This is a genomic window from Burkholderia sp. BCC0097, assembly GCF_902832985.1.
GTDB classification, from domain to species: Bacteria; Pseudomonadota; Gammaproteobacteria; order Burkholderiales; family Burkholderiaceae; genus Burkholderia; species Burkholderia orbicola.
This window is the reverse complement of record NZ_CADFDM010000002.1, coordinates 386,352-412,675: the sequence shown is the minus strand read 5'-3', so window position 1 is coordinate 412,675 and position 26,324 is coordinate 386,352. Positions and strand designations below refer to the sequence as shown.

10 protein-coding genes are annotated in these 26,324 nt (G+C 69.4%); 6 read left to right on the top strand and 4 right to left on the bottom strand.

What is annotated here, in order from left to right; translation table 11 throughout:
• Positions 1–543: 543 nt before the first annotated feature.
• Positions 544–732, top strand: a complete 189-nt coding sequence (locus HWX07_RS07060; RefSeq protein WP_175875737.1) for a hypothetical protein — start codon at positions 544–546, stop codon at positions 730–732.
• A 381-nt stretch (positions 733–1,113) separates the two neighbouring features.
• Entirely contained in the window at positions 1,114–1,929 is an 816-nt protein-coding gene (locus tag HWX07_RS07055; protein ID WP_175875736.1) for a response regulator, read from the top strand.
• A gap of 22 nt (positions 1,930–1,951) precedes the next feature.
• Here HWX07_RS07055 and HWX07_RS07050 read toward each other — a convergent pair whose 3' ends face one another.
• Positions 1,952–4,129 carry a TonB-dependent siderophore receptor gene (locus HWX07_RS07050; RefSeq protein ID WP_175875735.1) on the bottom strand — a complete coding sequence of 726 codons (2,178 nt, stop codon included), beginning with the start codon at positions 4,127–4,129 and terminating at the stop codon, positions 1,952–1,954.
• A 279-nt stretch (positions 4,130–4,408) separates the two neighbouring features.
• Here HWX07_RS07050 and HWX07_RS07045 point away from each other — a divergent pair, with 279 nt between their 5' ends.
• Together HWX07_RS07045 and HWX07_RS07040 are read left to right on the top strand one after the other, a co-directional pair.
• Entirely contained in the window at positions 4,409–5,320 is a 912-nt protein-coding gene (locus tag HWX07_RS07045; protein WP_175875734.1) for a DUF72 domain-containing protein, read from the top strand.
• Between the two features lie 181 nt (positions 5,321–5,501).
• Entirely contained in the window at positions 5,502–5,672 is a 171-nt protein-coding gene (locus tag HWX07_RS07040) for a hypothetical protein (protein WP_006397039.1), read from the top strand.
• A 276-nt stretch (positions 5,673–5,948) separates the two neighbouring features.
• Here HWX07_RS07040 and HWX07_RS07035 read toward each other — a convergent pair whose 3' ends face one another.
• Positions 5,949–8,282, bottom strand: coding sequence for a hypothetical protein (locus HWX07_RS07035; protein WP_175875733.1), 2,334 nt, complete (start codon positions 8,280–8,282; stop codon positions 5,949–5,951).
• Positions 8,283–8,576: 294 nt separating this feature from the next.
• Positions 8,577–21,293, bottom strand: coding sequence for an autotransporter-associated beta strand repeat-containing protein (locus HWX07_RS07030; protein ID WP_175875732.1), 12,717 nt, complete (start codon positions 21,291–21,293; stop codon positions 8,577–8,579).
• 736 nt (positions 21,294–22,029) lie between these two features.
• On the opposite strand from HWX07_RS07030, the gene HWX07_RS07025 reads away from it, so the two are divergent.
• On the top strand, positions 22,030–22,488 hold the full coding sequence (locus HWX07_RS07025; protein WP_012336876.1) for a (2Fe-2S)-binding protein: 459 nt from the start codon (positions 22,030–22,032) through the stop codon (positions 22,486–22,488).
• 21 nt (positions 22,489–22,509) lie between these two features.
• On the top strand, positions 22,510–25,002 hold the full coding sequence (locus HWX07_RS07020) for a xanthine dehydrogenase family protein molybdopterin-binding subunit (protein ID WP_175875731.1): 2,493 nt from the start codon (positions 22,510–22,512) through the stop codon (positions 25,000–25,002).
• 99 nt (positions 25,003–25,101) lie between these two features.
• On the opposite strand, the gene HWX07_RS07015 is transcribed toward HWX07_RS07020, so the two are convergent.
• Positions 25,102–26,127: an AraC family transcriptional regulator gene (locus tag HWX07_RS07015; RefSeq protein WP_175875730.1), complete on the bottom strand. Its 1,026-nt coding sequence runs from the start codon at positions 26,125–26,127 to the stop codon at positions 25,102–25,104.
• Between the last annotated feature and the right edge of the window lie 197 nt (positions 26,128–26,324).

Here is a 26,324-nt window from a genome sequence, read left to right as displayed (position 1 = left end):
CTGGTTTGAATACGGACTACTTACTTTTGTTGACAGCTTCGACTTCGATTACGGTTGCGACTTCGTTCGGAAGCGGATTCCACGGCCCGGGCAACCCCTTCGACGCGACACGCATCGCGCACGCGTTTCGACAAGGCGTTCGAAAGCCCCGGGCATGCCGTCGGTTCGACGTCCCGTTCCGTTGATTCGGCTATTGCATTAGGAATACGTATTGATTCTTATGGACGAGTCTTCCCCCGACTGAATCCGGAGATTCAACCCGTAGCCATGTGTTTCCCCGATTTGTTCGCCGCGCCAACCGCGACCCACCACGCTTCTTTTATTTCATCCCCGGCAGCCGGGGTTTCATTTCCGTGCAGCGAGCACGGGCCTGGGCAGTCATCAACTGATGCGCCGGCCCTGGGTCGGGCAACGTCCGTCACCGCTTGCGGCGCTTCCGCTACCCTGCTCCACCCGTCATTCAAAGTTCGGACGAATTATGAGACACGAGATTAAATTATTAAAGACGACATTCTTTATAGATTGTAAAATACAAAATATTCAATGACTTACGTAAAATACGCCCATCTCGCAAACGATTTCGCGCCCACACCGTTATTCAAAATCTTTTACCGGGCGGATAAATACTTTGCCAAAGCGGATTTGATTAAAAAAATTTCTGAAAAAGGCAACCTCGAAAACGGCCGACTCGGCGCTTTTACGCCGGATATACGCGTAAACCACGAGCATTGACGCACATCGACGCTTCACGCTCCTGTCACAAACCGCCATTTTCGATAATCGTGAAGGGTGAATCGTGCGAATAGGGACGCCATGTCTGGCCGGATTCGAAATATGCTCCTACAATTCCGCTCGCACCGATTCCGGCAGTCGCGATCATTTCCACGCGAGCACGGCAATCCCTCGCGTCTCGACCGGCTCGGCGATCAAAACAACGAACGCCGTTCGAGGCGCCGAGCGATTGCCTGCCGCGCGGTTCCGCGCTGTCCCGAATCGATGCGAGAGCATGCGATGCGCTGGAGGCATCGCCACAGAGCGGCTTCCGACGTTTCCACCGCACCGGGCAGGCCACCCGCGGAAACGCAGTCAACCGCCTTTCACAACAGGTGCACGATGTCTTCATCGATCTCCGCATTGAGCGACACGCATATCCTGATCGTCGACGATCAACCCGACCAGCTACGGTTGCTGATCGACATCCTGCGCAGCACGGGCTGCCGGATCAGCATCGCATTCGACGGCACACAAGCGTGCCAGCGCGCGCAGGCACTGATGCCCGACCTGATCCTGATGGACGTGCGCATGCCGCGCATGGACGGTTTCACCGCATGCCGTCTGCTTGCCGCCGATCCCCTGACGTGCGCGATCCCGGTCATCTTCCTGACCGTGGCCGATGCATTGCACGAGCGGCTCGAAGGGCTCGAGATCGGCGGTGTCGACTATGTGGTGAAACCGTTCGAGCCGGCGGAAGTGATCGCGCGGATTCGCGTGCAGCTCTCGAGGACGAAACGCGAACGGCCGGCCGCGGCGGAACCGGCGGAAGGCCCGCCCGCGGGCGACAAGGAGGACGACATCATCGTGCGCGCGGCGATCCGCCATCTTTCCCGCACGCTGAACGACCCGCCGACGGTGGAAGAACTGGCGCGTGCGGTCGGCACGCACGAAAAGCGCTTGTCGCGTGCGTTTCGCGACAATCTCGGCCAGACGGTGTTCGAGTATCTGCGCTACGAGCGGCTGCGGATCGCGCAGGATCTGCTGGACTCCACCTCGCTCAGCATCGCCAGCATCGCGAAGGAAATCGGTTTTTCCACGCCGGCCAATTTCGCGACCGCCTTTCGCGAACGGTTCGGCATCACGCCGACCGAATGGCGCCGCCAGGGCCACGCGGGCGCGCGCGCCGCCGCCCGGGAGCCGCAACGGCGCGCATAGGCGGCACGCGGCGCGCTCGCGTCTACCAGTTGTATTTCGCGCTGGCCAGCACGGTCCGCTCGTTGCCGAACACGCACACGGCGTACGACTGACAGCCGCTCACATAGCGCCGGTCGAACAGGTTCGCGACGTTCACCGCGAAACGCCAGCGCGGCAGCTCGTAATGGATCGCGAGGTCGTAAAGCGTCGCGCTCGGCACCGTCAGCGAATTGTCGGGCGCGCCGGCCGACGCGCTCTGGTAGCGCACGCCGCCGCCGATGCCGACACCCGCCAGCGCGCCCGTATGCCAGGTCCAGTCGGCCCACATCGACGCCATCTGCCGCGGCAGCGCCACGGACACCGGCCAGTGGTTCAGCGACGCATCGTTCGCCTGCACGTTCTTGACGTCCTGATACGCATATGACGCGACGATCGACAACTCGTGCGTCACCTTGCCGGCCGCGCTCAGCTCGATGCCGCGCGAGCGCACCTTGCCGGTCTGCACCGACGTCGTGCCGGTCGGGTCGAGATTGACCGGCGTCGGTGTCACGACGTTGGTCTGGTCGATCTGATACACGGCCGCGTTCAGCATCAGGTTCCGGCCGGGCGGCTGCCAGCGCAGCCCGGCCTCCGTCTGCGTGCCGCGGGTCGGTTTCGGCAAGCCGCCGCCGAACATCCGCACGCCGATGACGGGATCGAACGACGTCGAATAGCTGACGTAAGGCGACAATCCGGCGTCGCCGCGATAGGTGAGCCCGACGCGCCCGGAGAACGCGCTGACGTCCTGCTGCGCGTGCGTGCCGGCGGCGCGGTCGTCGAAGCGCGCATTCACGGCATCCTCGCGGCCGCCGAGCGTCAGCGTCCAGCGCTGCCAGCGGATCTGGTCCTGCGCGTACACGCCGACACCGTTCATCGCGGTGTACTGATCGACGTGGCCGAGCGACGTCGGGCCGGAGAAGATCGCGGCCGTCACGGGCCGATAGACAGGGTGGTACAGGTCGAGCGACGGCGCGAGCGCAAGCCATACGCTGTTGGTCGTCGTCTGCCGGTCGAACTGCACGCCGAACAGCAGCGTGTGTTCGAGCGCCCCCGTACCGAAGCGCGCCTGCGCGTGATTGTCGATGTCGAACCGGCTGTAGTTGAGCTGGAACAGCCCCGCGAAACGCATCATGTTCGTCGTGCTGCGGGGCGCGAGGCCGTTGCCGAACACCGTCGCATCGTCGAGCGACAGGTGCGACCAGCGCACGTCCTGGTGCAGCGACCAGATCGCATTCACGCGGTGTTCCAGCGCGTAGCCGAGCGACCATTGCTTCTTGCGATAGTCGTTGAACGACGGGTCGCCCATGTAGAGGTCCTGCGACAGGCGGCCGTTCGGGTTCGGCAGCACCGTGCCCGACGCGGGCAGGAAGTTCGACGAGATGTCCCCGCTGTCCTGCAGGAACGTCGCGGAAAGCGTCAGCGACGTGTCGGCGTTCGGCCGCCACCGGAACGACGGCGCGAGCGCGACGCGGCGGTCGCCGTTCGGGCCGGTCACCGCGTTGCCGTCGCGCGCGACGCCGACGAATCGGTAGGCATACTTGCCATCCGGATCGAGCCTGTCGCCGACGTCGAGCATGGCTTGCTTGCGCGCGTCGTTACCGATCTGCACGCCGGCTTCGCGCACGCGCTCGCCGTCGGCCAGCTTCGTATGCGCGTCGACGATCGCACCCGGCTCGCCCGCGCCGTACAGCACCGACGTCGGCCCGCGCAGCACCGCGATCGAGTCGATCGTGTACGGATCGACGCGCCAGTTCGCGATCACGGCCGCGTTCGGCGCCGGCAGTCCGTCGACGTACAGCGTCGGCGTGAAGCCGCGCAGCGCCGCATACCAGTCGGTGCGGCTGTCGGCGCCGAACGTCGCGAAGCCCGGCACGTAGCGCAACGCCTGGTTCAGGTCGGCCGCACCGGTCATCTCGATCTGTTGCGCGGTCACGAGGTTGAGCGTTTGCGGAATCTCGTCGACCGGCGTGTCGGTCTTGGTGCCGGTGGCGGTGCGCCGCCCGACCAGTCCGATGGACGAAGCAGCATCGGCCGGACCTCGCACGTCGATGGCCGGCAGCACCGCCACCGCCGCGCCCGGCGCCGATGCCTGCGCGTGCGCCGCGCCCGCGGCGGCCACGCACCACGCTCCGCCTGCCGCGATCGCCCGCGCGCGCCGCCCCGTCCCTGTCTCCATCCACATCGTTTCGATACTCCGTCGTGCTGGGTTGGCCCGTTCGGCCGGATCGGCGGACCGCGGGTCGCCGGGGTCCGTCCGGTGGTGTCGTGATTGCCGTACTGGCGAAGGCAGTGATGCGTGGATCGTCGGGATGCACCGTCCGGTCGCGCCGTTCGCGAGCGCAGCGATCATACCGGCCGAACGTGGCGCGGTCTTTAAAAAAATCAAATCGACGAAGGCGGAGGCACGCAGATTGCTCGTCGCCCGGATCGCACCAGGGATCCGGCGCAACCGGGCATCGACGTGACACGCACATCCGGCAGGATTCACATCGGCATTTCAGGCTGGCGCTACCCCGGCTGGCGAGGGACGTTCTATCCCGCCGACCTGAAGCAGGCCAGCGAGCTGCGGTATGCATCGGGCCGCATGCAGACGATCGAGATCAACGGCACGCACTACAGCTTGCAAGCGCCTGACAGTTGGCGGCGCTGGTACGCCGACACACCGCCCGGGTTCGTGTTCAGCGTGAAAGGCTCGCGCTACCTGACGCACATGCTGCGCTTTCGCGGCGAAACGGCCACGACCGCGTGCGCGAATTTTTTCGCTCAGGGGCTGTTCGCGCTGAAGGACAAGCTCGGGCCGCTGCTGTGGCAATTTCCGCCGTCGCTGCGTTTCGATCCGGCGCACATGGAACGCTTCCTGAGCTTGCTGCCGCACGACACGGAAGCAGCGCTCGCGCTCGCCCGCCGGCACGATGCGCGGGTGCGTGAACCGTATCTGCAGATCGACCGCAAGCGAGCGTTGCGTCATGCAGTGGAAGTGCGGCACGACAGCTTCGTGGACCCGGCGTTCGTGAAGCTGCTGCGCCGCCACAAGGTCGCGCTCGTCGTGTCGGATTCGACCGAGGCGTGGCCGCAGTTCGAGGATCTGAGCGCACGCTTCGTCTACATCCGGCTGCACGGCACCGAAACGAAGTATTCGGGCGAATACGCCGATGCGGCGCTCGAACGATGGGCACGCAGAATCGAAGCGTGGAGCCGGGGCACGCAGCCGGACGATGCGCGTCTCGCCGCGCCGGCGCTGCAACCGCCGCGCGCGGCGACGCGCGACGTGTACTGCTATTTCGACAACGACACGAAAACGCAAGCGCCGTTCGACGCCGGGCGGCTGATGGATCGGCTCGGGCTGCATGCGCACGATGCAGCGCCACAATGAAACGCTCGGCAGGCTGTGACCATTGCGTGACCATTGGGAATGTCGTCCGCCGCCGCATGGGCAGGCGCGCAATATGCTCCTGCACTCGCGGATCGCGCCCTTCATCGCGCTCATCGCGCGCCGGTAAATTTTGCAAGACCGGCAACCGGCATCATGGGCCAATACTGCAAGGAGAAAAACGATGACCCTGCTCATCTATCTGGTCGGATGGATCATCTTCATCGGCGGCGTCGCCTGGGGTTTGATGACGCTGCACGTCTCTCAGCACATCATCGAAATCGTGGCCGTCATCCTGTTCGGCATCGCGGTCATCACCGGCGCGACGCGCGCCCGGAATCGCGACCGGTCGTAGTGTCACGGCGCGTCGCGCGCCGGCAGTCTCTCGTTGCGTCGGATTCGACGTGCGAGCGTCAATCCGATTCTTCGCATTCCTTACGCTACTGGTCTCGATCCAGCGTGGAACTTCGTGCGTCATCGGTACGGCGGCGATCTGCAATCGAATGCAAAGCGGCGCGTCAGCGAAACAAGCGAGCGGGAATCCCGAATCGTGATCCCGCCGTGCTTGTACGTGACGCGCCCGAATGTTCCCGGCCACCCATTGACTGCGGCGGCCGGGTGCTCACGGCGCTTACTTCCTCGGCAGCGGCGCGGTCAGCGAGCTGACGAGCGACGTCACCGGCGCCAGCAGGCCGCCGCCTGCCCCGGCACTGCCCCCCTGCGCGGAATCGCTGTTCAGCGAAACCGCCAGCGCCGGGAGCACGCCCGCCACCGATCCGACAGCCGAACCGACCGAATGCACCGCCGCGTTGGCGATCGTCGCACCGCCGGAGACGAGCGCGCCAACTGCATTGGTCGCGCCACCGACGGCGCCGGCCGCCGTGCCACCGTTGAGCGCGACGCTCAGTGCCGGAAGCGTGCCTGCGATCGCGCCCGTCGTGCCGGTTACGGTGTTCGCCAGCGTACCCGTCAGGCCGGTCGTGACCGCCGCAAGCGATCCGGCCGCGCCGGTTGCGCCCGCGAGAACGCCGGTTCCGGCGCCGGCGATGCCGCCTGCGCCGGTCGTTGCCGATCCGATCAACGACGTGACCGCCGATGCGAGCGGCGTGATCGCCGCCGTGCCGCTGCCGGCGACGCCGGTTACCGCGCCGGATACTGCGCCGATCGCACCGGTGGCGGCACCGACCGGCAGCGATCCGCCGAGATTGCCGACGATGCTCGTGATCGGCGTGATCAGTGCGCCGCCGTTGCCCGCGACACCGGTGACGGCATTGACGACGCCCGTGCCGGTGTTGGCTACCGTGCCGACGATGTTGCCGAGACCGCCGGTCGCGCCGCCGACTCCGCCCAGTGTGCCAGTCAGTGTTCCGACTGCGCCCGTCGCCGTGCTTGCTACCGTGTTGACGACGCCGCCGAGGCCGCCGGTACCGCCACCGACACCGCCCAGTGCGCCGGTCAGCGTTCCGACTGCGCCCGTTGCCGTGTTCGCCACCGTGCTTACGACGCCGCCGAGGCCGCCGGTCCCGCCACCTCCGACACCGCCCAGCGCACCCGTCAGCGTTCCGATTGCGCCCGTCGCCGTGTTCGCTACCGTGCCGACGATGCCGCCGAGGCCGCCGGTCCCGCCACCTCCGACACCGCCCAGCGCACCCGTCAGCGTTCCGATTGCGCCCGTCGCCGTGTTCGCTACCGTGCCGACGACGCCACCGAGGCCGCCGGCCCCGCCTCCGACACCGCCCAGCGCACCCGTCAGCGTTCCGACTGCGCCCGTGGCCGTGTTCGCTACCGTGCCGACGACGCCGCCGAGACCACCGGCCCCGCCTCCAACACCGCCCAGCGCGCCGGTCAGCGTTCCGACTGCGCCGGTTGCCGTGTTCGCCACCGTGCCGACGATGCCGCCGAGACCACCGGCCCCGCCTCCAACACCGCCCAGTGCGCCGGTCAGCGTTCCGACTGCGCCGGTTGCCGTGTTCGCTACCGTGCCGACGACGCCACCGAGGCCGCCGGTCCCGCCTCCGATGCCACCCAGTGCGCCGGTTACCGTGCCGACTGCGCCGGTTGCCGTGTTCGCTACCGTGCCGACGACGCCGCCGAGACCGCCGGTCCCGCCGCCGACGCCACCCAGCGCCCCCGTCAGCGTCCCGACAGCACCCGTCGCCGTGTTCGCCACCGTGCCGACGACGCCGCCGAGACCGCCAGTCGGATTGCCGCCACCGATACCACCCAGTGCACCGGTTACCGTGCCAACCACGCCGCCAAGACTACCGGTCGGATCGCCAACACCGCCCAATGCACCCGTTACTGTGCCGACTGCGCCGCTTGCCGCGTTGCCCACTGTCCCGACAACACCGCCGAGACCACCGGCCCCGCCCCCAACACCGCCCAGTGCGCCGGTCAGCGTTCCGACCGCGCCGGTTGCCGTGTTCGCCACCGTGCCGACGACGCCGCCGAGGCCGCCAGTCCCGCCTCCGATGCCACCCAGTGCGCCGGTTACCGTACCGACCACACCACCAAGCCCGCCGGTCGTACCACCACTTCCGCCGAGACCACCCAGCGCACCCGTCACCGTACCGACCACGCCACCCAAACCACCGGTCGCCCCGCCGCTGCCACCAATGCCACCCAACACCCCCGTCACCGTACCGGCCACGCCCGCGACCGGCTCGAGCAATCCGCTACCGATACCAATGGCCGCGCTTCCCGTCCCCGTCCCGGCCAGCCCGATCGAGATACCGCCTGCATTCGGGTTCCCGACCGTCACCACCCCATTCCCCCATCCCGTCACCGTGCCGATGAGTCCCCCGGGCGCCGGCGACGCGCCTTCGATGATCAAGCCGTCGGTATTGCTGAGACTTCCCGGCACGGCGGTCACGACCACTGCCTGGGACGCCGTGGCGGCCAGGCTGAACACAGCCGCGACCGACAGGGCGATGCCCGTCAATTTCACGTTCATTTTCGTTTTCATGAGTAACCTCAGTTCGGTTGGACAACCGCGGAACAGCTCGAGCGATGACGCGTGGACCCTGTCGCCCGAAGGCGGCACGAATCGTTCGCGGATTGCCCGATACGGCAAAGCGTTGAAACAGGTTCAAACAAGCCGATGCAACGGGATACCAAACACCGCGTGACGCGCTTCATGAAAATGATTTGCATCACGAAGTTTCTGAAATACGAACCTGAAAACAGGCCACCACATAACCATCGATAAACGATCGGCCGCTCACGACGACTTCATCGCGAGCGGCCGTCGCCCCTCCCTTTAGAACTTCCACAACAGATTGCCGTACAACGCGTGATCGCTGATGTGGCCGCCAAGCTGGCCGCTATACGACAAGCCGAGCGACAGGTTCTTGGTCACTGCCGCATCGACACCGACCTCGAGCACCGCGGCATCACGCGCGACCGGCACGCCGGTCACGCTGAACGGCGAACCGCCGCTCGCGAACGACAGCGTCGACGCCGGCTGCGTATTGCCGAATGCATGCCGCCAGCCGACGGTGCCGAACGCCGTGACCTTGCCCTTCGTCGTGACCGCGACGTCCGTCGAGGCCCGCACGCCGAGCGTCGAGAAGCCGAGGCCCGTCGTGTCGGAATCGCCCTGCAGTGCCGCCGCGCCGCCGTTCTCCTTGAAGCCGCCGGTGTGCAGGCTCGCGAACGCCAGCCCGACGAACGGTTCGAGCGAGACGTTGCGAATGGCCGTCGAGTAGCCGATCTCGGTGAACACCTGCGTCGCGTTCGCGTCGTAGCTGGCGGTATCGTGATCGGCGAAGCTGCCGAACGACGGATTGCGCTCGCCATGCACGCGGTACCACGACTGCGACACGCCACCGCGCACGTTCCACGCGTCGTATCGGCCGCTGGCGTACAGCGCGATCGTCCCGCCGTTGACCTTCGCCGACTCGTTCTGGTCGGTATTGAGCTGGCTGCGCGACGCGCCGCCCGCGATACCGACGCGCCAGTGGCTGCTGACTTCCGCATCCGTGCCGACGATGAAGCCATACAGATTGCGATCGATCGACGTGACGCCGTCGCCGTTGAACCGGCTATGCGAGCCGTACAGTCGGCCCCACACCGCGGGCTTGTACGACTTGGCCGGCGTGCAGCCGTTCTCCGCGGCCATGCGCCGGTCGAGCGCCGCCGCATGGTCGTCCGCCGACACCGGCGCCTCGCATCCGCACAGCGCCCCGCCCGGCTGCGAACCGAGCCGCGCGCGATCGAGCACCGCGTCGCGCACGTAGCGGCTGTCCGACAGCAGCACGCTACGCGTACTCGGATACAGATCGCCGGCCAGTTGCGTGAATGCGCGGTTCGCGGTCGTCGCATCCGACGTCAGCACCGTATCGAACAGCGGGTTGCCGGCGCCGAGCGTGCCGACCGCGCCCGCCACCGCTTGCCCGTCGGGCGTGGTCGCCACCGACGCGAACGGCGTGCCGTTCGGCGCCAGCGACATCAGTACCTGCGCCGGGTTGTACGTGAGCGTCGGCGTGAGGAACGCATACGTCGAGTTCACCGCGCTGAATTGCCCTTGCACGCCCGCGCCGGCATTCACGATGGTGTAGAGCTTGCCCGGCTGGTATTGCCCGGTCGCCGCGACGACCTGCACCGACCCACCGTTGAGCGTGGCGGAGCCGGTCACGTCGAGGCCGCCGTTCTGCTGCGGCGTGACGCCGACCTGCAGCGTCGAGCCCGGCTGGAAGGTCGCGTTGCCCGCGACCTTCAGCGGCTGCCCGAGCTGGAGGACCGACGCGGTACCGCCGCCCGACACGACCAGGCCGCCGATCGTGCCCGTCCCGGTGACGGTCGCGCCGCTGCCGACGGTCACCGGCGAGCTGGCCAGCGAACCGGTCACGGCGAGCGTGCCGCCGGTCACGTTCGTCGGCCCGGACAGCGTGCTCGTCCCGCTCAGCACCTGCGCGCCCGTGCCGGCCAGCGTCAGCGGGCCGGTACCCGACAGCGTGCCCGCGAACGAGCTGGTGCCCGCGGTATTGACCGTCAGCGGCGTCGCGCCGAGATTCACGGTCGAACCCGTCGTACCCGACAGCGTGCCGATCGACTGCGGCGCGGCCGAGGCCGCCAGGTTCAGCGTCGCGCCGCTGCCCGCGAGGATCACCGGGCTCGTCGGCGCGAGGCTGCCTGCACCGGCGAGCGCGAGCATGCTGCCGCTGCCGATCGTCGTGCCGCCGGTGTACGTGTTGGCGCCGGTCAGCGTCTGCGTGCCGCCGCCCTGCACCGCGAAGCCGCCGGTGCCCGCGATCGTGCCGCCGAACGAACCGCCCGTCGGACCGGCCACGGTCAGCGTATTGCCGCCGAGATTCACGGTCGAACCGGCGGCGCCCGACAGCGCGCTCGCCGTCTGCGGCGTCGTGGCCGCGCCGACGTCGAGCGTCGCGCCGCCGCCGGCCAGCGTCAGGGCGCTGCCCGCCGACAGGCTGCCGTTGCCGCCGACCGCCAGCGTGCTGCCGTTGCCGATAGTCGTGCCGCCCGTGTACACGTTTGCGCCGCCGAGGGTCGTCGTCGACGGGCCGCTCACCGCCAGGTTGCCGCTGCCGGAGATCGGGCCGCTCAGGCCGAGGTTGTTCGCGCCGCCGACCGTCAGCGTCGAGCCCGTGCCGAGATTCACCGCGTTGCCGAGCGTCGTGCCCGCGACGTTGGTCCCGAGCGTGCCGCCGGTGCCACCGATGCTCAGCGTGCCGCTGCCAAGTGCGGTCGGCGTGCCGGCCACCAGCGTGCCGCCGCCGGTGACGCTCGTGCCGCCGGTGTAGGTGTTCGCCCCCGACAGCGTCGTCGTCGCCGGGCCGGTGATCGACAGATTGCCGTTGCCGGCAATCGCCCCGGTCAGGCCGAGGCTGTTCGGGCCGCTCACCGTCAGCGTCGCACCCGCCCCGAGGTTCACCGCATTGGCGAGCGTCGTACCCGGCGTGCCGGCTGCCAGCGTGCCGCCCGCGCCGCTCGCATTGAGCGCGCCGGTACCGAGCGCCGCGTTGCTGCCCGCGACCAGCGTGCCGCCACCGGTCAGGTTCGTGCCGCCCGAATACGTGTTCGGACCGCTCAGCGTCTCGGTGCCCGTGCCGCCCAGCGTCAGGCTGCCGCCCGTGCCGGCGATCGTGCCGCCGAACGTGCCGCTGCCCGATCCGCCGAGCGTCAGGTTGTTGCCGCCGAGGTTCACCGTCGAACCGGCCACGCCCGACAGCGCGGTCGTCGTTTGCGGCGTCGTCGCGCCGCTGACGTCGAAGGTTGCGCCCGCACCGGTCAGGCTCAGCGGGCTGCTGCCGGAGAGGCTGCCGCCCGCGCCGATCGCCAGCGTGCCGCTGTTGATCGTCGTCGCACCGGTGTACGTGTTGTTGCCCGTCAGCGTTTGCGTCCCGCTGCCCGACAACGTCAAGCCGCCCGTGCCGGCCACGGTGCCGCCGTACGTGCCGTTACCGGCACCGGCCAGCGTCAGCGTGTTGCTGCCCAGATTCACGGTCGAACCCGACACGCCCGACACGGCGCCCGTGGTCTGCGGCGTCGTGGCCGCGCTCAGATCCAGCGTGGCGCCCGTGCCCGCCAGGTCGAGCGCGCTGCCTGCCGACAGGCCGCCGCCCGCGCCCACCGCCAGCGTGCTGCCGTTGCCGATCGTCGTGTTGCCGGTGTACGTGCCGGTGCCGGTGAGCGTCGTCGTCGACGGGCCGTTCACCGCGAGGTTGCCGCTGCCCGAGATCGCGCCGCCGAGACCCAGGTTGTTCGCACCGCCAACCGTCAGCGTCGAGCCCCCGCCGAGATTGATCGCGTTGGTCAGCGTCGTGCCGGCCACGCTGGTGCCGAGCGCGCCGCCCGCGCCGCTCGTGTTCAGCGCGCCCGTGCCGAGCGCCGAACCGTTGCCGGCGAGCAGCGTGCCGCCGCCGCTCAGGGTCGTGCCGCCCGTGTACGTGTTCGTCCCGTTGAGCGCTTCGGTGCCCGTGCCCGCCAGCGTCAGGCTGCCGCCCGTGCCGGCGATCGTGCCGCCGTACGTGCCGCTGCCCGACCCGCCGAGCGTCAGCGCATTGCCGCCGAGATTCACGCTCGCCCCCGTTACGCCCGACAACGCGCCCGTCGACTGCGGCGTCGTGGCAGCGCTCAGATCGAGCGTCGCACCTGCACCGGCCAGATCGACCGCGCTGCCGCCGGACAGGCTGCCGCCCGCGCCCACCGCCAGCGTGCTGCCGTTGCCGATCGTCGTGTTGCCGGTGTACGTGCCGACGCCGGTGAGCGTCGTCGTCGACGGGCCGTTCACCGCGAGGTTGCCGTTGCCCGAGATCGTGCCGCCCAGGCCGAGATTGTTCGCACCACCAACCGTCAGCGTCGAACCCGCTCCGAGATTGATCGCGTTGGTCAGCGTCGTGCCGGCCACGCTGGTGCCGAGCGTGCCGCCCGCGCCGCTCGTGTTCAGCGTACCCGTGCCCAGTGCCGAACCATTGCCCGCGATCAACGTGCCGCCGCCGGTCAGGCTCGTGCCGCCCGTGTACGTGTTGACTCCGGTCAGCGTTTCGGTGCCCGTGCCGCCCAGCGTCAGGCTGCCGCCCGCACCCGCGATCGTGCCGTCGTAAGTACCGCTACCCGACCCGCCGAGCGTCAGGTTGTTGCCGCCGAGGTTCACCGTCGAACCGGCCACGCCCGACAGCGTGCCCGTGGTCTGCGGCGTGGTCGCGCCGCTCAGGTCGAAGGTTGCGCCCGCACCCGTCAGGCTCACCGGCGTCGTCCCCGACAGGCTGCCGCCCGCGCCGATCGCCAGCGTGCCGCTGTTGATCGTGGTGGCACCCGTGTACGTATTGCTGCCCGTCAGCGTTTCCGTGCCGGTGCCCGACATCGTCACGCCGCCGGTGCCGGCGATGTTGCCCGCATAGGTACCGCTGGCCGCCCCGCCGAGCGTCAGGTTGTTGTTGCCCAGGTTCACCGTCGAGCCGGCCACACCCGAGATCGCGCCGGTCGATTGCGGCGACGCGGCGCCGCTCAGGTCGAGCGTCGCGCCGGCCGCCGTCAGGCTGACCGGGCTGCTCGACGACAGGCTGCCGTTGCCGCCGATCGCGAGCGTGCCGCTGTTGATCGTCGTCGCGCCGGTGTAGGTGTTGGTGCCCGTCAGCGTTTCGGTGCCGGTGCCCGACAGCGTCAACCCGCCCGTGCCGCCGATCACGCCCCCGTACGTGCCGCTGCCCGCGCCGCCGAGCGTCAGCGTATTGCCGCCCAGGTCGACGTTCGTCCCCGCGCCGCCGGACAGCGCGCCGGTCGTCTGCGCGGAAGTCGCCGCGCTCAGGTCGAGCGTCGCACCCGTGCCCGACAGGTCGATCGCGCTGCCCGACGACAGGCTGCCGCCCGCGCCGACCGCCAGCGTGCTGCCGCCGCCGATCGTCGTGCTGCCGGTGTAGGTGTTCGCGCCCGACAGCGTCGTCGTCGACGGACCATTGACCGCGAGGTTGCCGCTGCCGCCGATGGCGCCGCCCAGGCCCAGATTGTTCGCACCGCCAACCGTCAGCGTCGAACCCGCTCCGAGATTCACCGCGTTGCCGAGCGTCGTGCCGGGCGTGCTCGCGGCCAGCGTGCCGCCTGCGCCGCTCGTGTTCAGCGCACCCGTGCCGAGCGCCGAGCCGTTGCCCGCGACCAGCGTGCCGCCGCCGCTCAGGGTCGTGCCACCCGTGTACGTATTGTTGCCGGTCAGCGTTTCGGTACCCGTGCCCGACAACGTGAGGCTGCCGCCCGCGCCCGCGACCGTGCCGCCGTACGTGCCGTTGCCCGTGCCGCCGAGCGTCAGGTTGTTGCCGCCGAGGTTCACCGTCGAACCCGCGACGCCCGACAGCGTGCCCGTGGTCTGCGGCGTGGTCGCGCCGCTGACGTCGAAGGTCGCGCCCGCACCGGCCAGATTCACCGGGCTGCTGCCCGACAGGCTGCCGCCCGCGCCGATCGCCAGCGTGCCGCTGTTGATCGTCGTCGCGCCGGTGTACGTGTTGGTCCCCGTCAACGTTTCCGTGCCGGTGCCCGACAGCGTCAGGCCGCCCGTGCCGCCAACCGTTCCGCCGAACGTGCCGTTGCCCGACCCGCCGAGCGTCAGCGTATTGCCGCCGAGGTTCACCGCCGAACCGGCTGCGCCCGACAGCGTGCCCGTGGTCTGCGGCGACGTGGCCGCGCTCACGTCCAGGGTCGCGCCCGCGCCGGCCAGATCGATCGCGCTGCCCGACGACAGGCTGCCGCCCGCGCCGACCGCCAGCGTGCTGCCGTTGCCGATCGTCGTGTTGCCGGTGTACGTGCCGGTACCGGTGAGCGTCGTCGTCGACGGGCCGCTCACCGCCAGGTTGCCGCTGCCGCCGATCGCACCGCCCAGGCCCAGATTGTTCGCACCGCCAACCGTCAGCGTCGAACCCGCGCCGAGATTGATCGCGTTGGTCAGCGTCGTACCGGCCACGCTGGTGCCGAGCGTGCCACCTGCGCCGCCGGTGTTCAGCGCGCCCGTGCCGAGCGCCGAGCCGCTGCCCGCGATCAGCGTGCCGCCGCCGGTGAGATTCGTGCCGCCCGTGTAGGTATTGTTGCCGGTCAGCGTTTCGGTACCCGTGCCCGACAACGTGAGGCTGCCGCCCGCGCCCGCGATCGTGCCGCCGTACGTGCCGCTGCCCGTGCCGCCGAGCGTCAGGTTGTTGCCGCCCAGGTTCACCGTCGAACCGGCCACGCCCGACAGCGTGCCCGTAGTCTGCGGCGTCGTCGCGCCGCTGACGTCGAAGGTCGCCCCCGCACCCGCGAGATTCACCGGGCTGCTCGCCGACAGGCTGCCGCCCGCGCCGATCGCCAGCGTGCCGCTGTTGATCGTCGTCGCGCCGGTGTACGTGTTGGTGCCGGTCAGCGTTTCCGTTCCCGTACCGGCCATCGTCAGCCCGCCGGTGCCGCCGATCGTCCCCGCATAGCTGCCGTTGCCGGCGCCGGCCAGCGTCAGCGTGTTGCCGCCGAGGTTCACGTTCGTGCCCGCTACGCCGGACAGCATGCCGCTCGTCTGCGGCGTGGTCGCCGCGCTGATGTCGAGCGTCGCGCCCGTGCCCGCCAGGTCGAGCGCGCTGCCTGCCGACAGGCCGCCGCCCGCGCCCACCGCCAGCGTGCTGCCGCCGCCGATCGTCGTGTTGCCGGTGTAGGTGTTCACGCCGGTGAGCGTCGTCGTCGACGGGCCGCTGACCGACAGACCGCCGCTGCCCGAAATCCCGCCGCCCAGCCCGAGATCGTTCGCACCGCCAACCGTCAGCGTCGAACCCGCGCCGAGATTCACCGCATTGCCGAGCGTCGTGCCGGCCACGCTCGTGCCGAGCGAGCCACCCGCGCCCGTCACGTTCAGCGCGCCGGAACCCAGCGCGCTGCCATTGCCCGCGATGAGCCCGCCGCCGCTCAACGTGGTGCCGCCGTCATAGGTGTTCGTGCCGGTGAGCGTCGTAGTGCCCGCGCCGGTCTGCGCAAGCCCGCCGCTGCCGGAAATCGTGCCGCTCAGGCCGAGATCGTTCGCGCCGTTCAGCCCGAGCGTCGCACCCGCGCCGAGCGTCACGGCGTTGCCGAGCGTCGTGCCGCTCACGCTGGCGTTCAGCGTGCCGTTGCCGGTCACGTTCAACGCGCCGGAACCGAGCGCCGTATTGCTGCCCACGCTCAGTCCGCCGCTGTTCAGCGTCGTCCCGCCGCCGTAGGTGTTCGCGCCGCCGAGCGTGGTCGTGCCCGCGCCGGACTGCACCACGCCGCCTGCGCCGGAAACGGTCCCGTTCAGGCCGAAGTCGAACGCGCCGCCGAGATGCAGCGTCGAGCCGATGCCCAGATCGATGGCGTTCGCCAGCAGCAGGTTCGCCGTGCTCGCACTGAGCGCGCCGCCGCTGCCGGTGACGGTGAGTGCACCCGTGCCGAGCGCCGTATTGCTGCCGACCGACAGACCGCCGGCGCCGAGCGTCGTACCGCCCGTGTACGTGTTCGCGCCGGTGAGCGCGGTCGTTCCGCTGCCGGTTTGCGCGAGACTGCCGCCGCCGGCGATGATGCCGCCGAGGCTCAGGTCGTTCGCGCCGCCAAGCGTCAGTGACGAACCGGCGCCGAGATTCACCGCGTTGTTCAGCGTCGTGCCGGCAATGCTCGCGGCCAGCGTGCCGCCGGCGCCGGCGACGTTCAACGCGCCCGTGCCGAGTGCCGCGCCGTTGCCGGCGACCAGCGTGCCGCCACCGGCGAGGTGCGTGCCGCCCGTGTATGTGTTGGCCCCGTTCAGCGTTTCGGTGCCCGTGCCCGACAGCGTCAGGCTGCCGCCTGCGCCCGCGATCGTGCCGCCGAACGTGCCGCTGCCGGCGCCGCCCAGCGTCAGGCCGTTGCCGCCGAGGTTCACCGTCGAACCGGCCACGCCCGACAGCGTGCCGATCGCCTGCGGCAGCGCCGCGCCGCTCAGGTCGAAGGTTGCGCCGGCCCCGCCCAGATTGACTGCGCCGCCCGCCGCCAGACTGCCGCCCGCGCCGATCGCCAGCGTGCCGCTGTTGATCAGTGTGCCGCCGGTGTACGTGTTGGCGCCCGTCAACGTTTCCGTGCCGGTGCCGGCGAGCGTCAGCCCGCCCGCACCGCCGATCGTGCCGCCGAACGTGCCGTTACCGGAGCCGCCGAGCGCCAGCGTATTGCCGCCGAGATTCACGGCCGCGCCGGCCGTGCCGATCAGCCCGCCCGTCGTCTGCGGCGACGTGGCCGCACTCAGGTCGAGCGTCGCGCCCGCCCCGGCCAGATCGAACAGGCTGCCGCCCGACAGGCTGCCGCCCGCGCCCACCGCCAGCGTGCTGCCGTTGCCGATCGTCGTGTTGCCGGTGTAGCTGCCCGCCCCCGTGAGCGTCGTGATCGACGGGCCGCTGACCGACAGATTGCCGCCGCCCGAAATCGCGCCGCCGAGGCCCAGATTGTTCGCGCCGCCGACCGTCAGCGTCGCGCCCGCGCCGAGATTCACCGCGTTGCCGAGTACCGTGCCGCCGACGCTCGTGCCGAGCGAGCCGCCCGCGCCGGTCACGTTCAACGCGCCCGTGCCGAGCGCCGAGCCATTGCCGGCGATGAGGCCGCCGCCGCTCAGCGTCGTGCCGCCGGCGAACGTGTTCGCCCCGAGCAGCGTCGTCGTGCCGCTGCCCGTTTGCGCGAGCCCGCCGTTGCCGCCGATCACGCCGCCTAGGCTCAGATCGGCCGCGCCGTTCAGGCCGAGCGTCGCACCCGCGCCGAGGTTCACCGCGTTGCCGAGCAAGGTACCGGCGACGTTCGTGGCGAGCGTGCCGCCCGCGCCGGTCACGTTCAACGCGCCCGTGCCGAGCGCCGCGCCGCTGCCGGCGATCAGTCCGCCGCCGCTCAACGTGGTGCCACCCGAGAAGGTGTTCGCCCCGAGCAGCGTCGTCGTGCCGCTGCCCGTTTGCGCGAGCCCGCCGTTGCCGGCGATCGTGCCGCTCAGGCCGAGATCGTTCGCGCCGTTCAACCCCAGCGTGACACCGGCGCCGAGATTGACCGCATTGCCAAGCGTCACGCCCGGCACGCTCGCGCCGAGCGACGCCGACCCGTTGACGTCGAGTGCGCCGAGGCCGAGCGCCGCGCCGCTGCCGACGACCAGGCTGCCGCCCGTCAGCGCGGTGCCGCCCGCATACGTGTTGTTGCCGGTCAGCGCCTGCGAGCCGGTGCCGGCGAGCGTCAGCCCGCCCGCTCCGCCGATGTTGCCCGCGAAGACGCCGCTGCCGCTGCCCGCGAGTGTCAGGTGGTTCGCACCGAGATCGATCGTCGAACCGGCGACACCCGACAGCGTGCCGATCGACTGCGGCGTGGTCGCTCCGCTGATATTGAACTGCGCACCGGCGCCGGTCAGGTTGACGGGGCTCGACGCGGCAAGGCTGCCGCCCGCGCCGATCGCGAGCGTGCCGCTGCCGATCGTGGTGCCGCCGGTAAACGTTTCGGCCGCGGTGAGCGTCGTTCTACCCGGGCCGTTCACGGACAGGCCGCCGCTACCGGAAATGATCCCGCCCAGCCCGAGATCGTTCGCACCCCCAACCGTCAGCGCCGCGCCCGCGCCGAGCTGGATCGCGTTGCCGAGCACCGTGCCGCCGACGGTCGTGCCGAGCGAGCCGCCCGCGCCGGTCACGTTCAGCGCGCCCGTACCCAGTGCCGCGCCGTTGCCGGCGAGGATGCCGCCGCCAGCGAGCGTCGTGCCGCCGGAGAACGTGTTCGCGCCGGTCAGCGTCGTGATGCCCGAGCCGATTTGCGCGAGACCGCCGTTCCCGGCGATCACGCCGTTCAGGCCAAGATCGTGCGTGCCAGTCAAAGACAGCGTCGCGCCGGCGCCGAGGTTCATCGCGTTGCCCAGCGCGATGCCGTTCACGCTCGCGCCAAGCGCACCGCCCGCACCGGCGACGTTCAGCGCGCCGCTGCCGAGCGCCGTATTGCCGCCGGCGAGCAGCGTGCCGGCGCTCAGCGTCGTGCTGCCGCCGAAGGTGTTCGCGCCGGACAGCGTCGTCGTCCCCGTGCCGCTCAGCACGAGACCGCCGCTGCCGCCGATCGCGCCGCTCAGGCCGAGGTCGTTCGCGCCGTTCAGCGTCAACGATGCGCCGTTCAAATTGATGCCGTTCGCGAGCGCCGCGCCGGCGGCCAGATCCGCGCTCAGCGAACCGCCGAGACCGCTCACGTTCAACGCGCCGCCCAGGCCGAGCGCCGTGTTGCCGCCGACGATCAGACTGCCGCCGCCCGTCAGGCTCGCGCCGCCCGTAAACGTGTTCGCGCCGGACAGCGTCGTCGCGCCGGTGCCGCCGAGCGCGAGGCCGCCCGCGCCCGAGATCGCGCCGTTCAGGCCGAGATCGGCGGCGCCGTTCAGGCCGAGCGTGGCGCCCGCGCCGAGATTCACCGCGTTGCCCAGCACGGTGCCGCCGACGTTCGTCGCGAGGGTGCCGCCCGTGCCGGATACGTTCAGCGCGCCCGTGCCGAGCGCCGCGCCGTTGCCGGCGATCAACCCGCCACCACTCAGCGCCGTGCCGCCCGTGAACGTGTTCGCGCCGAGCAGCGTCGTCGTGCCGGCGCCGCTTTGCGCCAGATGGCCACTCCCGCCGATCGCACCGCCCAGGCTCAGGTCGGCCGCGCCGTTCAGGCCGAGCGTCGCGCCCGCACCGAGGTTCACTGCATTGCCGAGCAGCGTGCCGCCGACGCTCGTCGCAAGCGTGCCGCCAGCGCCGGATACGTTCAGCGCCCCCGTGCCGAGCGCCGCGCCGTTGCCGGCGATCAACCCGCCGCCGCTCAGTGCCGTGCCGCCCGAAAACGTGTTCACGCCGAGCAGCGTCGTCGTGCCCGTGCCGCTTTGCGCGAGCCCGCCGTTACCGGCGATCGCGCCGCCGAGGCTCAGGCCGGCCGCGCCGTTCAGGCCCAGCGTGGCGCCTGTATCGAGATTCACCGCATTGCCGAGCAGCGTGCCGCCCACGTTCGTCGCCAGCGAGCCGCCCGCACCGGTCACATGCAGCGCGCCGGTGCCGAGCGCCGCGCCGGTGCCGGCGATCAGCCCGCCGCCGCTCAGCGCCGTGCCGCCCGAGAACGTGTTCGCGCCGAGCAGCGTCGTCGTCCCCGTGCCGGTTTGCGCAAGACCGCCATTGCCGGCGATCGTGCCGCCCAGCCCGAGGTTGGCCGAACCGTTCAGGCCGAGCGTCACGCCGGTGTCGATATTCACGGCATTGCCGAGCAACGTGCCGCCGACGCTGGTGCCGAGCGTGCCGCCCGCACTGCTCACGTTCAGCGCGCCCGTGCCGAGCGCCGTGCCGGTGCCGACGACGAGCCCGCCGCCGCCCGTCAGATTCGTTCCGCCCGTGAACGAATTGGCGCCGTTCAGCGTCAGCGTGCCGGTACCGCTCGCGTTCAGCGCGCCGCCGCCGCCGATCGTGCCCGACAACGCGAGCCCGTTCGCGCCGTCGACCGTCAGGCTCGTGCCGAGCGCCACGTTGTTGAGGAGGTTCACGCCGGCCGCGCCGGCCTCGAGCGTGCCGCCGCCGGCGACGATCGTGCCGGTGCCCAGCGCCCCGGCGCCGTGGACGATCGCGGTGCCGCCGGTCAGCGACGCGTTCGTCGCGGTCGATGCGCCGGTGAGGTCCCACGTGCCGCCCTGCACGCCGAGGTTGTTGAAATTGCCGTACGTATCGACTGCAATGGTGCCGTTCGCCGGGCCACCGACGGCCGTGTTCAGTTGCAGGTTGAGCGTGTTGTTGCCGCCCAGCCCGGCATCGACGCCGAGCCCGACCGACGATCCGGTCTGCGCATTGAACGTGTTCGACGTGCCGAGGGCCGCGCCCAGCGACACGTTGCCGGTAACGGTGCCGGCGTTGGTGAACGTGTTCCCCGCGCCCGGCGTCCCGCTGGGTGCGAGCACCACCGAACCGTTGATCGCGCCGCCGCTCGCGTTGGTGAAGTTGACCTGTGCGCCGCCCGACGTGGTCACGACCTGCGCGGTCGGGCCTGCGCTGAAGCCCAGCAAACCGGTCGTACCGATCGTGCCGGCATTCGTGATGTTCGTCGTTCCGCCCGTGCCGTTGTATACCGTCAACGCGGGCCCGTTGAGCAGCGAGCTCGTCGACCCCATCATCACGCCCGAGCTCGTGTTCGTGACGTTGACGGTGCTCGCCGACCCGATATTGCCGACGACCGTGCCGTTCGACACGAGGCTCAACCCGGACAACGCGGGGTCGATCCTGCCGTTGTTGGTCAGCGTGACGCCGCTGCCGGTCAACGACAGCGCGGTGCCGCCGAGCAACGGCACCACGGATACGGTCGCCAGGGGCGCAACGGTCAGGTTGAGATTATTGGTGCCGTTCGAATAGGACGTGGTGGCTCCGGTACAACTGACGGTCGTCGTTCCGGTGCAGGCGGCCAGCGCGTCGACGGGGACGATCCCGGCGCCGACCAGCGCGACCAGCATGCCGGTCGGGACGAGGAGTTTCGGACGTGCTTCCGCGCGCTTTTTGTTCGAACCCATGCGCATACGCATAATCACACCTTCCCATAAGAGAATCGACGACACCGGGTATTGCCTCGATGCATTTAAAAATGCAGAAGGCAAATACTGGAATTCGCTATTCGATGTTTTTTGGAAAAACACCGCCCCGCCACCAATCCGAAGTGGTTGGCTTGATTAAAAACCAATGAGAATGAATCGATGAGAATTATTGAATCGGCATATTTTACTTTTAAGCCCCTTTCGTCACCCGGTAAGTTTTTCTCTAATTAGAAACAGTTGTTTTCATATAGCCGGAAGCACTGCCCCGAGGAGCACAGTCGAGCTCCGCCCGTCCCTGCAGGCCAACACCGCCTCCCCGCCGAAATCCCGCATGTACAGAGCCTTCCGCCCGACAATCAAACGCCGGACCTGCCCGGTCGGATAACCGTACCGCCGCTGCCCGCCTACCCGTTCGTCAGTACCTGCCGTCCGATTCTCGTGTCTCCAGGCGTGATCGCGAGTCAAATATAGGCTCGACTCGCAAACGTTTTCCATGGGCCGGATATTTTTTTGGCAAAACTCAACATTCTTTCACCACGATTAACTAATTTGCGCCAGAGATGAAAATGATTCTCTTTAAGTAAATCTCGCCAATCATTAAGAAAGGCAAAAAAATCAAATTCCCGGATGCCGACTTTTTACCGGATCTGCTTTAATTGATTCAGATCCGCCGCATTGCCTTTCGGATTCGCGGGCGATAACGAGGTGTCCAAGGGAGAACTTCACGATGGTGACGTTGAATATCAACAACCGGCCGGCCGAGATCGACGCCGATCCGTCGACGCCGGTGCTCTGGGTGCTGCGCGACAATCTCGGGCTGACCGGCACCAAGTTCGGCTGCGGCACCGGCGACTGTGGCGCCTGCACCGTTCATGTCGACGGCCGGCCGGCCCGAAGCTGCACGCTGGCGCTGTCGGCGGTCGGAAATGCGCACATCACGACGTCCGAACATCTCGCCGACGATGCGCTCGGCAAGGCCGTCCTCGACGCGTGGCTCCGGCACGACGTCGCGCAATGCGGCTACTGCCAGAGCGGCCAGATGATGAGCGCGGCCGCCCTGCTGCGCGGCAACAAGGCGCCGACCGACGCCGACATCGATCGCGCGATGGCCGGCAACCTGTGCCGCTGTGCAACCTATCAGCGCATCCGCGCCGCGATTCACGATGCGGCCAGCGCGCTTGCCTGAGCCTGCCGGGAGACATTGACCATGCGTATTCGCACTGCCGGGCGCCCGGCGAGCACCGACGCCCCCCACCCCGACGCTTCGCCGGTCGCCGGAACAGGTTCTCCGACGCTCGGCCGGCGCGGCTTTCTGAAGCTCACGATCGCGGCGAGCGGCTGCCTTGCACTGGGCATCGCGCCGACCCGGGCCTCGGCCGAAGCCGGCAAGGCCCCTCAGTCTTCGCCACCTCAAGCATTCCTGATCATCGCACCGGACAACACGGTGACGATCGCCGTCAACCGGACGGAATCCGGCCAGGGCGTCAGCACCGCGCTGCCGATGGCGCTGGCCGACGAACTGGATGCCGACTGGCGCAACGTACGCACCGTGCTCGCACCGGCCGGCGAGCCGTACAAGGACCCGGTGACAGGCATCCAGATGACCGGCGGCGCGACGTCGGTCAATCACTCGTTCGCGCAATACCGCGAACTCGGCGCGTCCGCGCGCGCGATGCTCGTCGCGGCGGCCGCGCGGCGCTGGAACGTCGATCCCGCCGCGTGCCGCACGGCGAACGGTGTCGTGACGGCCGGCAACCGCAGCGCGACCTACGGCGAACTGGCGCCCGACGCGATGGCGATGCCGGTGCCGCAGCGGGTGCCGTTGAAGTCGCCGGACCAGTTCCGCATCATCGGCAAGCCGACACCGCGCGTCGACGCGCGCGCGATGCTCGACGGCACGCTCAAGTACGGGATGGACTGGCGCCTGCCGGACATGAAGGTGGCCGTGGTCGCGCGCCCGCCGCGCTTCGGCGGGCAGGTCGCGAGCTACAACGCGGCCGCGGCCCGGGCGGTCAAGGGCGTGGTGGAAGTCGTCGAGATCCCGGTCGACCGCGGCGGCACCGGCGTGGCCGTCATCGCCGATGGGTACTGGCCGGCCAAACTCGGGCGCGATGCGCTGCAGGTCACATGGAAAGACAGCGGGTCGAGCGTGTCGTCCGCGGAACAGATGCGCGCTTACAAGCAGCTCGCGGCCTCGCCCGGCACCGTGGTGCGGACAGCATCGAGCGGCAGTGCGCCGCCTCCGACAACCCGGATTCAGAAGGAATACGAATTTCCGTATCTCGCGCATGCGCCGATGGAGCCGCTCAGCTGCACGGTCGACGTCGGCCCGGCGAGCTGCGCGTGCGGGATCAAGATCTGGGGCGGATCGTCGCTGCAGACGGCCGATCGCGCCGCGGTCGCGAAGGCGCTCGGCGTGGCGCCGGCCAAGGTCCAGATCTTCACGTTGACGTCGGGCGGCGACTACGGCCGGCGTTCGACGCCGACGTCGGACTACGTGGTCGAAGCCGCGCGCGTATCCGCCGCCTATCTGGCGGCCGGCAACCTCGGCCCGGTCAAGACGATCTGGACGCGCGAGGACGATCTGCGCGGCGGCTATTACCGCCCGATGGTGCTGCATCGTGTCGACATCGGCGTGGACAGCAACGGCACCGTGCGCGACTGGCAGCACGTCGTCGTCGGCCAGTCGGTGCTGAAGGGTTCGCCGCTCGAGCGCACGACGATTCGCAAGGGTGGCGTCGACCCCGCGCTGACCGAAGGCGTGGCCGACAGCCCGTACGGCTTTCCGATGCAGGTCTCCGTCCATCAGACGGACGCGGACGTGCCGGTCCAGTCGTGGCGCTCGGGCGGCCACACGCATACGGCATTCGTGATGGAGACGCTGGTCGACGAACTCGCGCACGCGGCGCGACAGGACCCGGTCGCGTATCGGATGGCACGGCTGGCCGGCCCCGAGCACGCGCCCCATCGCCAGGCGCTCGCGCTCGCCGTCGACAAATCCGGCTACGGCACGCGCACGCTGCCTGCCGGGCACGCATGGGGCACGGCCATGCACGAATCGGCCGGGACGGTCGTGGCTTACGTGACGGAGGTCTCGATCGAAGCGCAGCAACCGCGCGTGCATCGCGTGACGGCCGGCGTGTATGCGGGCCGCATCGTCAACCCGACCGGCGCGGAAGCGCAGATCCAGGGCGGCGCGCTGTTCGGCCTCGCGACGACGAAGCCGGGCTTCGCGATCGACGTCGACCATGGCGCGGTGCGCAACGCCGGTTTCGCCGACTATCCGCCCGTGCGCATGCAGGAAGCGCCGCCGGTGGATGTCTTCTTCGTTCCGTCGGACGCGCATCCGACCGGGTTGAGCGACGCCGGCGTGCCGCCGATCGCACCGGCGGTGGCCAACGGTGCGTTCGTCCTGACCGGCGAGCGGATGCATGCGTTGCCGTTCGCGCCGATGCTGGTCGCGGCCACCGCCCCCGCGATGCCGGCGGCCCCCGCGGCAGCCGTCGACGACGATCCGTACGGCGACCTGGCGGCCGGTGGCTGCCGGATGCCGCGCAAGGCGAAGCCGGCCGCGTTGAAGCCCAGGACCGGTCAGAGCCAGGCAGGCGTCGGCCAGGCCCCGTCGATGCCGAAATTCCTGCGGCCGAAACGACGCGCCGGCATCCCGTGCATCGACGATCTGAAGAAAGGCACGGTGTGACGTAGACGATCTGGCCAGCGGCTGGCCCGGCACGCCCGCCGGGCCGAACGCAGCCGCATGAACCGTCGCGACGGCGGGACATCGCGCCCGCCGTCGCGTTCACCCCCGCACGCGCCGCATCCTGAGCGTGGCCGACGGCGATTCGCCGAACGCGCGCTTGTACTCGATCGCGAAGCGTCCGAGGTGCGCGAAACCCCATTTCAGCGCGATATCGGTGACCGACGCGAGCCCCGGCGTGTCGTCGGCCAGCAGTTCGTCGCGCACATGTTGCAGCCGCAACTGCCGCACGAAGCCCATCGGCGTGATCCCGTGGCGATTGCGAAAGCCCGCGAACAGCGTGCTCGGGCTGACGCCTGCGAGATCGGCGAGCCGTTCGATCGTCAGCGGCTCGTCGAGATGCGCGCGAATGTATTCCTCGACGCGCCGCACGTAGAACGGCGCGAGCGGTGCCGGCGCGGACCGTGTGCCGTTGCGCGCGCTGTTCGGGTGACCGTACAGCAGCAGGTTCAGCAGTGTCGATTCGAGCTGCTCGAACGCGAGCGGATGACGCAGCGGATGCGCGTCCGTCGCGATCGCGCCGGCAAGCACCGGCAGCAACTGCGCGAGACAGGTGCCCTGCGGCGACGACAGGTCGAACTCCGGCTCGAATTCCACGCTCGCACGCCGGTCGTCGCCGAAATGCCGCTGCGCGTGGCGCTCCATCACTTCACGCTCGATGCGCAGGATCACCTGCGGGCACGCATCGCCCCAACGCATCTTCAACGGCAGTGTCGGCGAAAGCAGCGACGCGGTGCCCGGCGACGACACGAAGCGCGTCGCGCCGCACTCGATCTCGGCGTCGCCGCGCAGCGGAATCTGCAGCAGAAAGAAATGTTCGAGCGGCCCCGGCTCGATGCTGACGCCGCCGCCGTAATCGAGCAGGTTCAACGACAGGTTGCCCCAGCGCGCATGGTGCATGCAGCTGTGCAGCGCGCGCGATTCGCCGGTCGGGGTGAGCCGGTGCGGTTTGAACACGTCCGCCACGCGTGCGCGCACCTCGTCGACGTCGTTCGACTGCAGCAGCAGCGTGTCGTGATTGAAACAGGCGGCATCGGCCAGCCAGCCGGTTTCGGAAAATTGCGCCATCGAAGTTCTCCCGTCGTGCTCGATCGCACTCGCGCCGTGCATGCATTCCCGCTATCGGGGAATCCGTCGCACGATCCGGACAGCGCCCGGAGTATCCGGACAGTCCGTCCTACGAAACACGCAAGTCCCGCGCAAGCCACGCAAGAAGCGGACCGTTCGCGCATCGTAGAAAACTGTGCGGGCCTTCCGCATCCGCA

Coding starts and splice junctions, on each gene's coding strand:
- HWX07_RS07060 (WP_175875737.1), top strand. CDS start 544: ATGACTTACGTAAAATACGCCCATCTCGCAAACGATTTCGCGCCCACA.
- HWX07_RS07055 (WP_175875736.1), top strand. CDS start 1,114: ATGTCTTCATCGATCTCCGCATTGAGCGACACGCATATCCTGATCGTC.
- HWX07_RS07050 (WP_175875735.1), bottom strand. CDS start 4,129: ATGTGGATGGAGACAGGGACGGGGCGGCGCGCGCGGGCGATCGCGGCA.
- HWX07_RS07040 (WP_006397039.1), top strand. CDS start 5,502: ATGACCCTGCTCATCTATCTGGTCGGATGGATCATCTTCATCGGCGGC.
- HWX07_RS07035 (WP_175875733.1), bottom strand. CDS start 8,282: ATGAAAACGAAAATGAACGTGAAATTGACGGGCATCGCCCTGTCGGTC.
- HWX07_RS07030 (WP_175875732.1), bottom strand. CDS start 21,293: ATGCGTATGCGCATGGGTTCGAACAAAAAGCGCGCGGAAGCACGTCCG.
- HWX07_RS07025 (WP_012336876.1), top strand. CDS start 22,030: ATGGTGACGTTGAATATCAACAACCGGCCGGCCGAGATCGACGCCGAT.
- HWX07_RS07020 (WP_175875731.1), top strand. CDS start 22,510: ATGCGTATTCGCACTGCCGGGCGCCCGGCGAGCACCGACGCCCCCCAC.
- HWX07_RS07015 (WP_175875730.1), bottom strand. CDS start 26,127: ATGGCGCAATTTTCCGAAACCGGCTGGCTGGCCGATGCCGCCTGTTTC.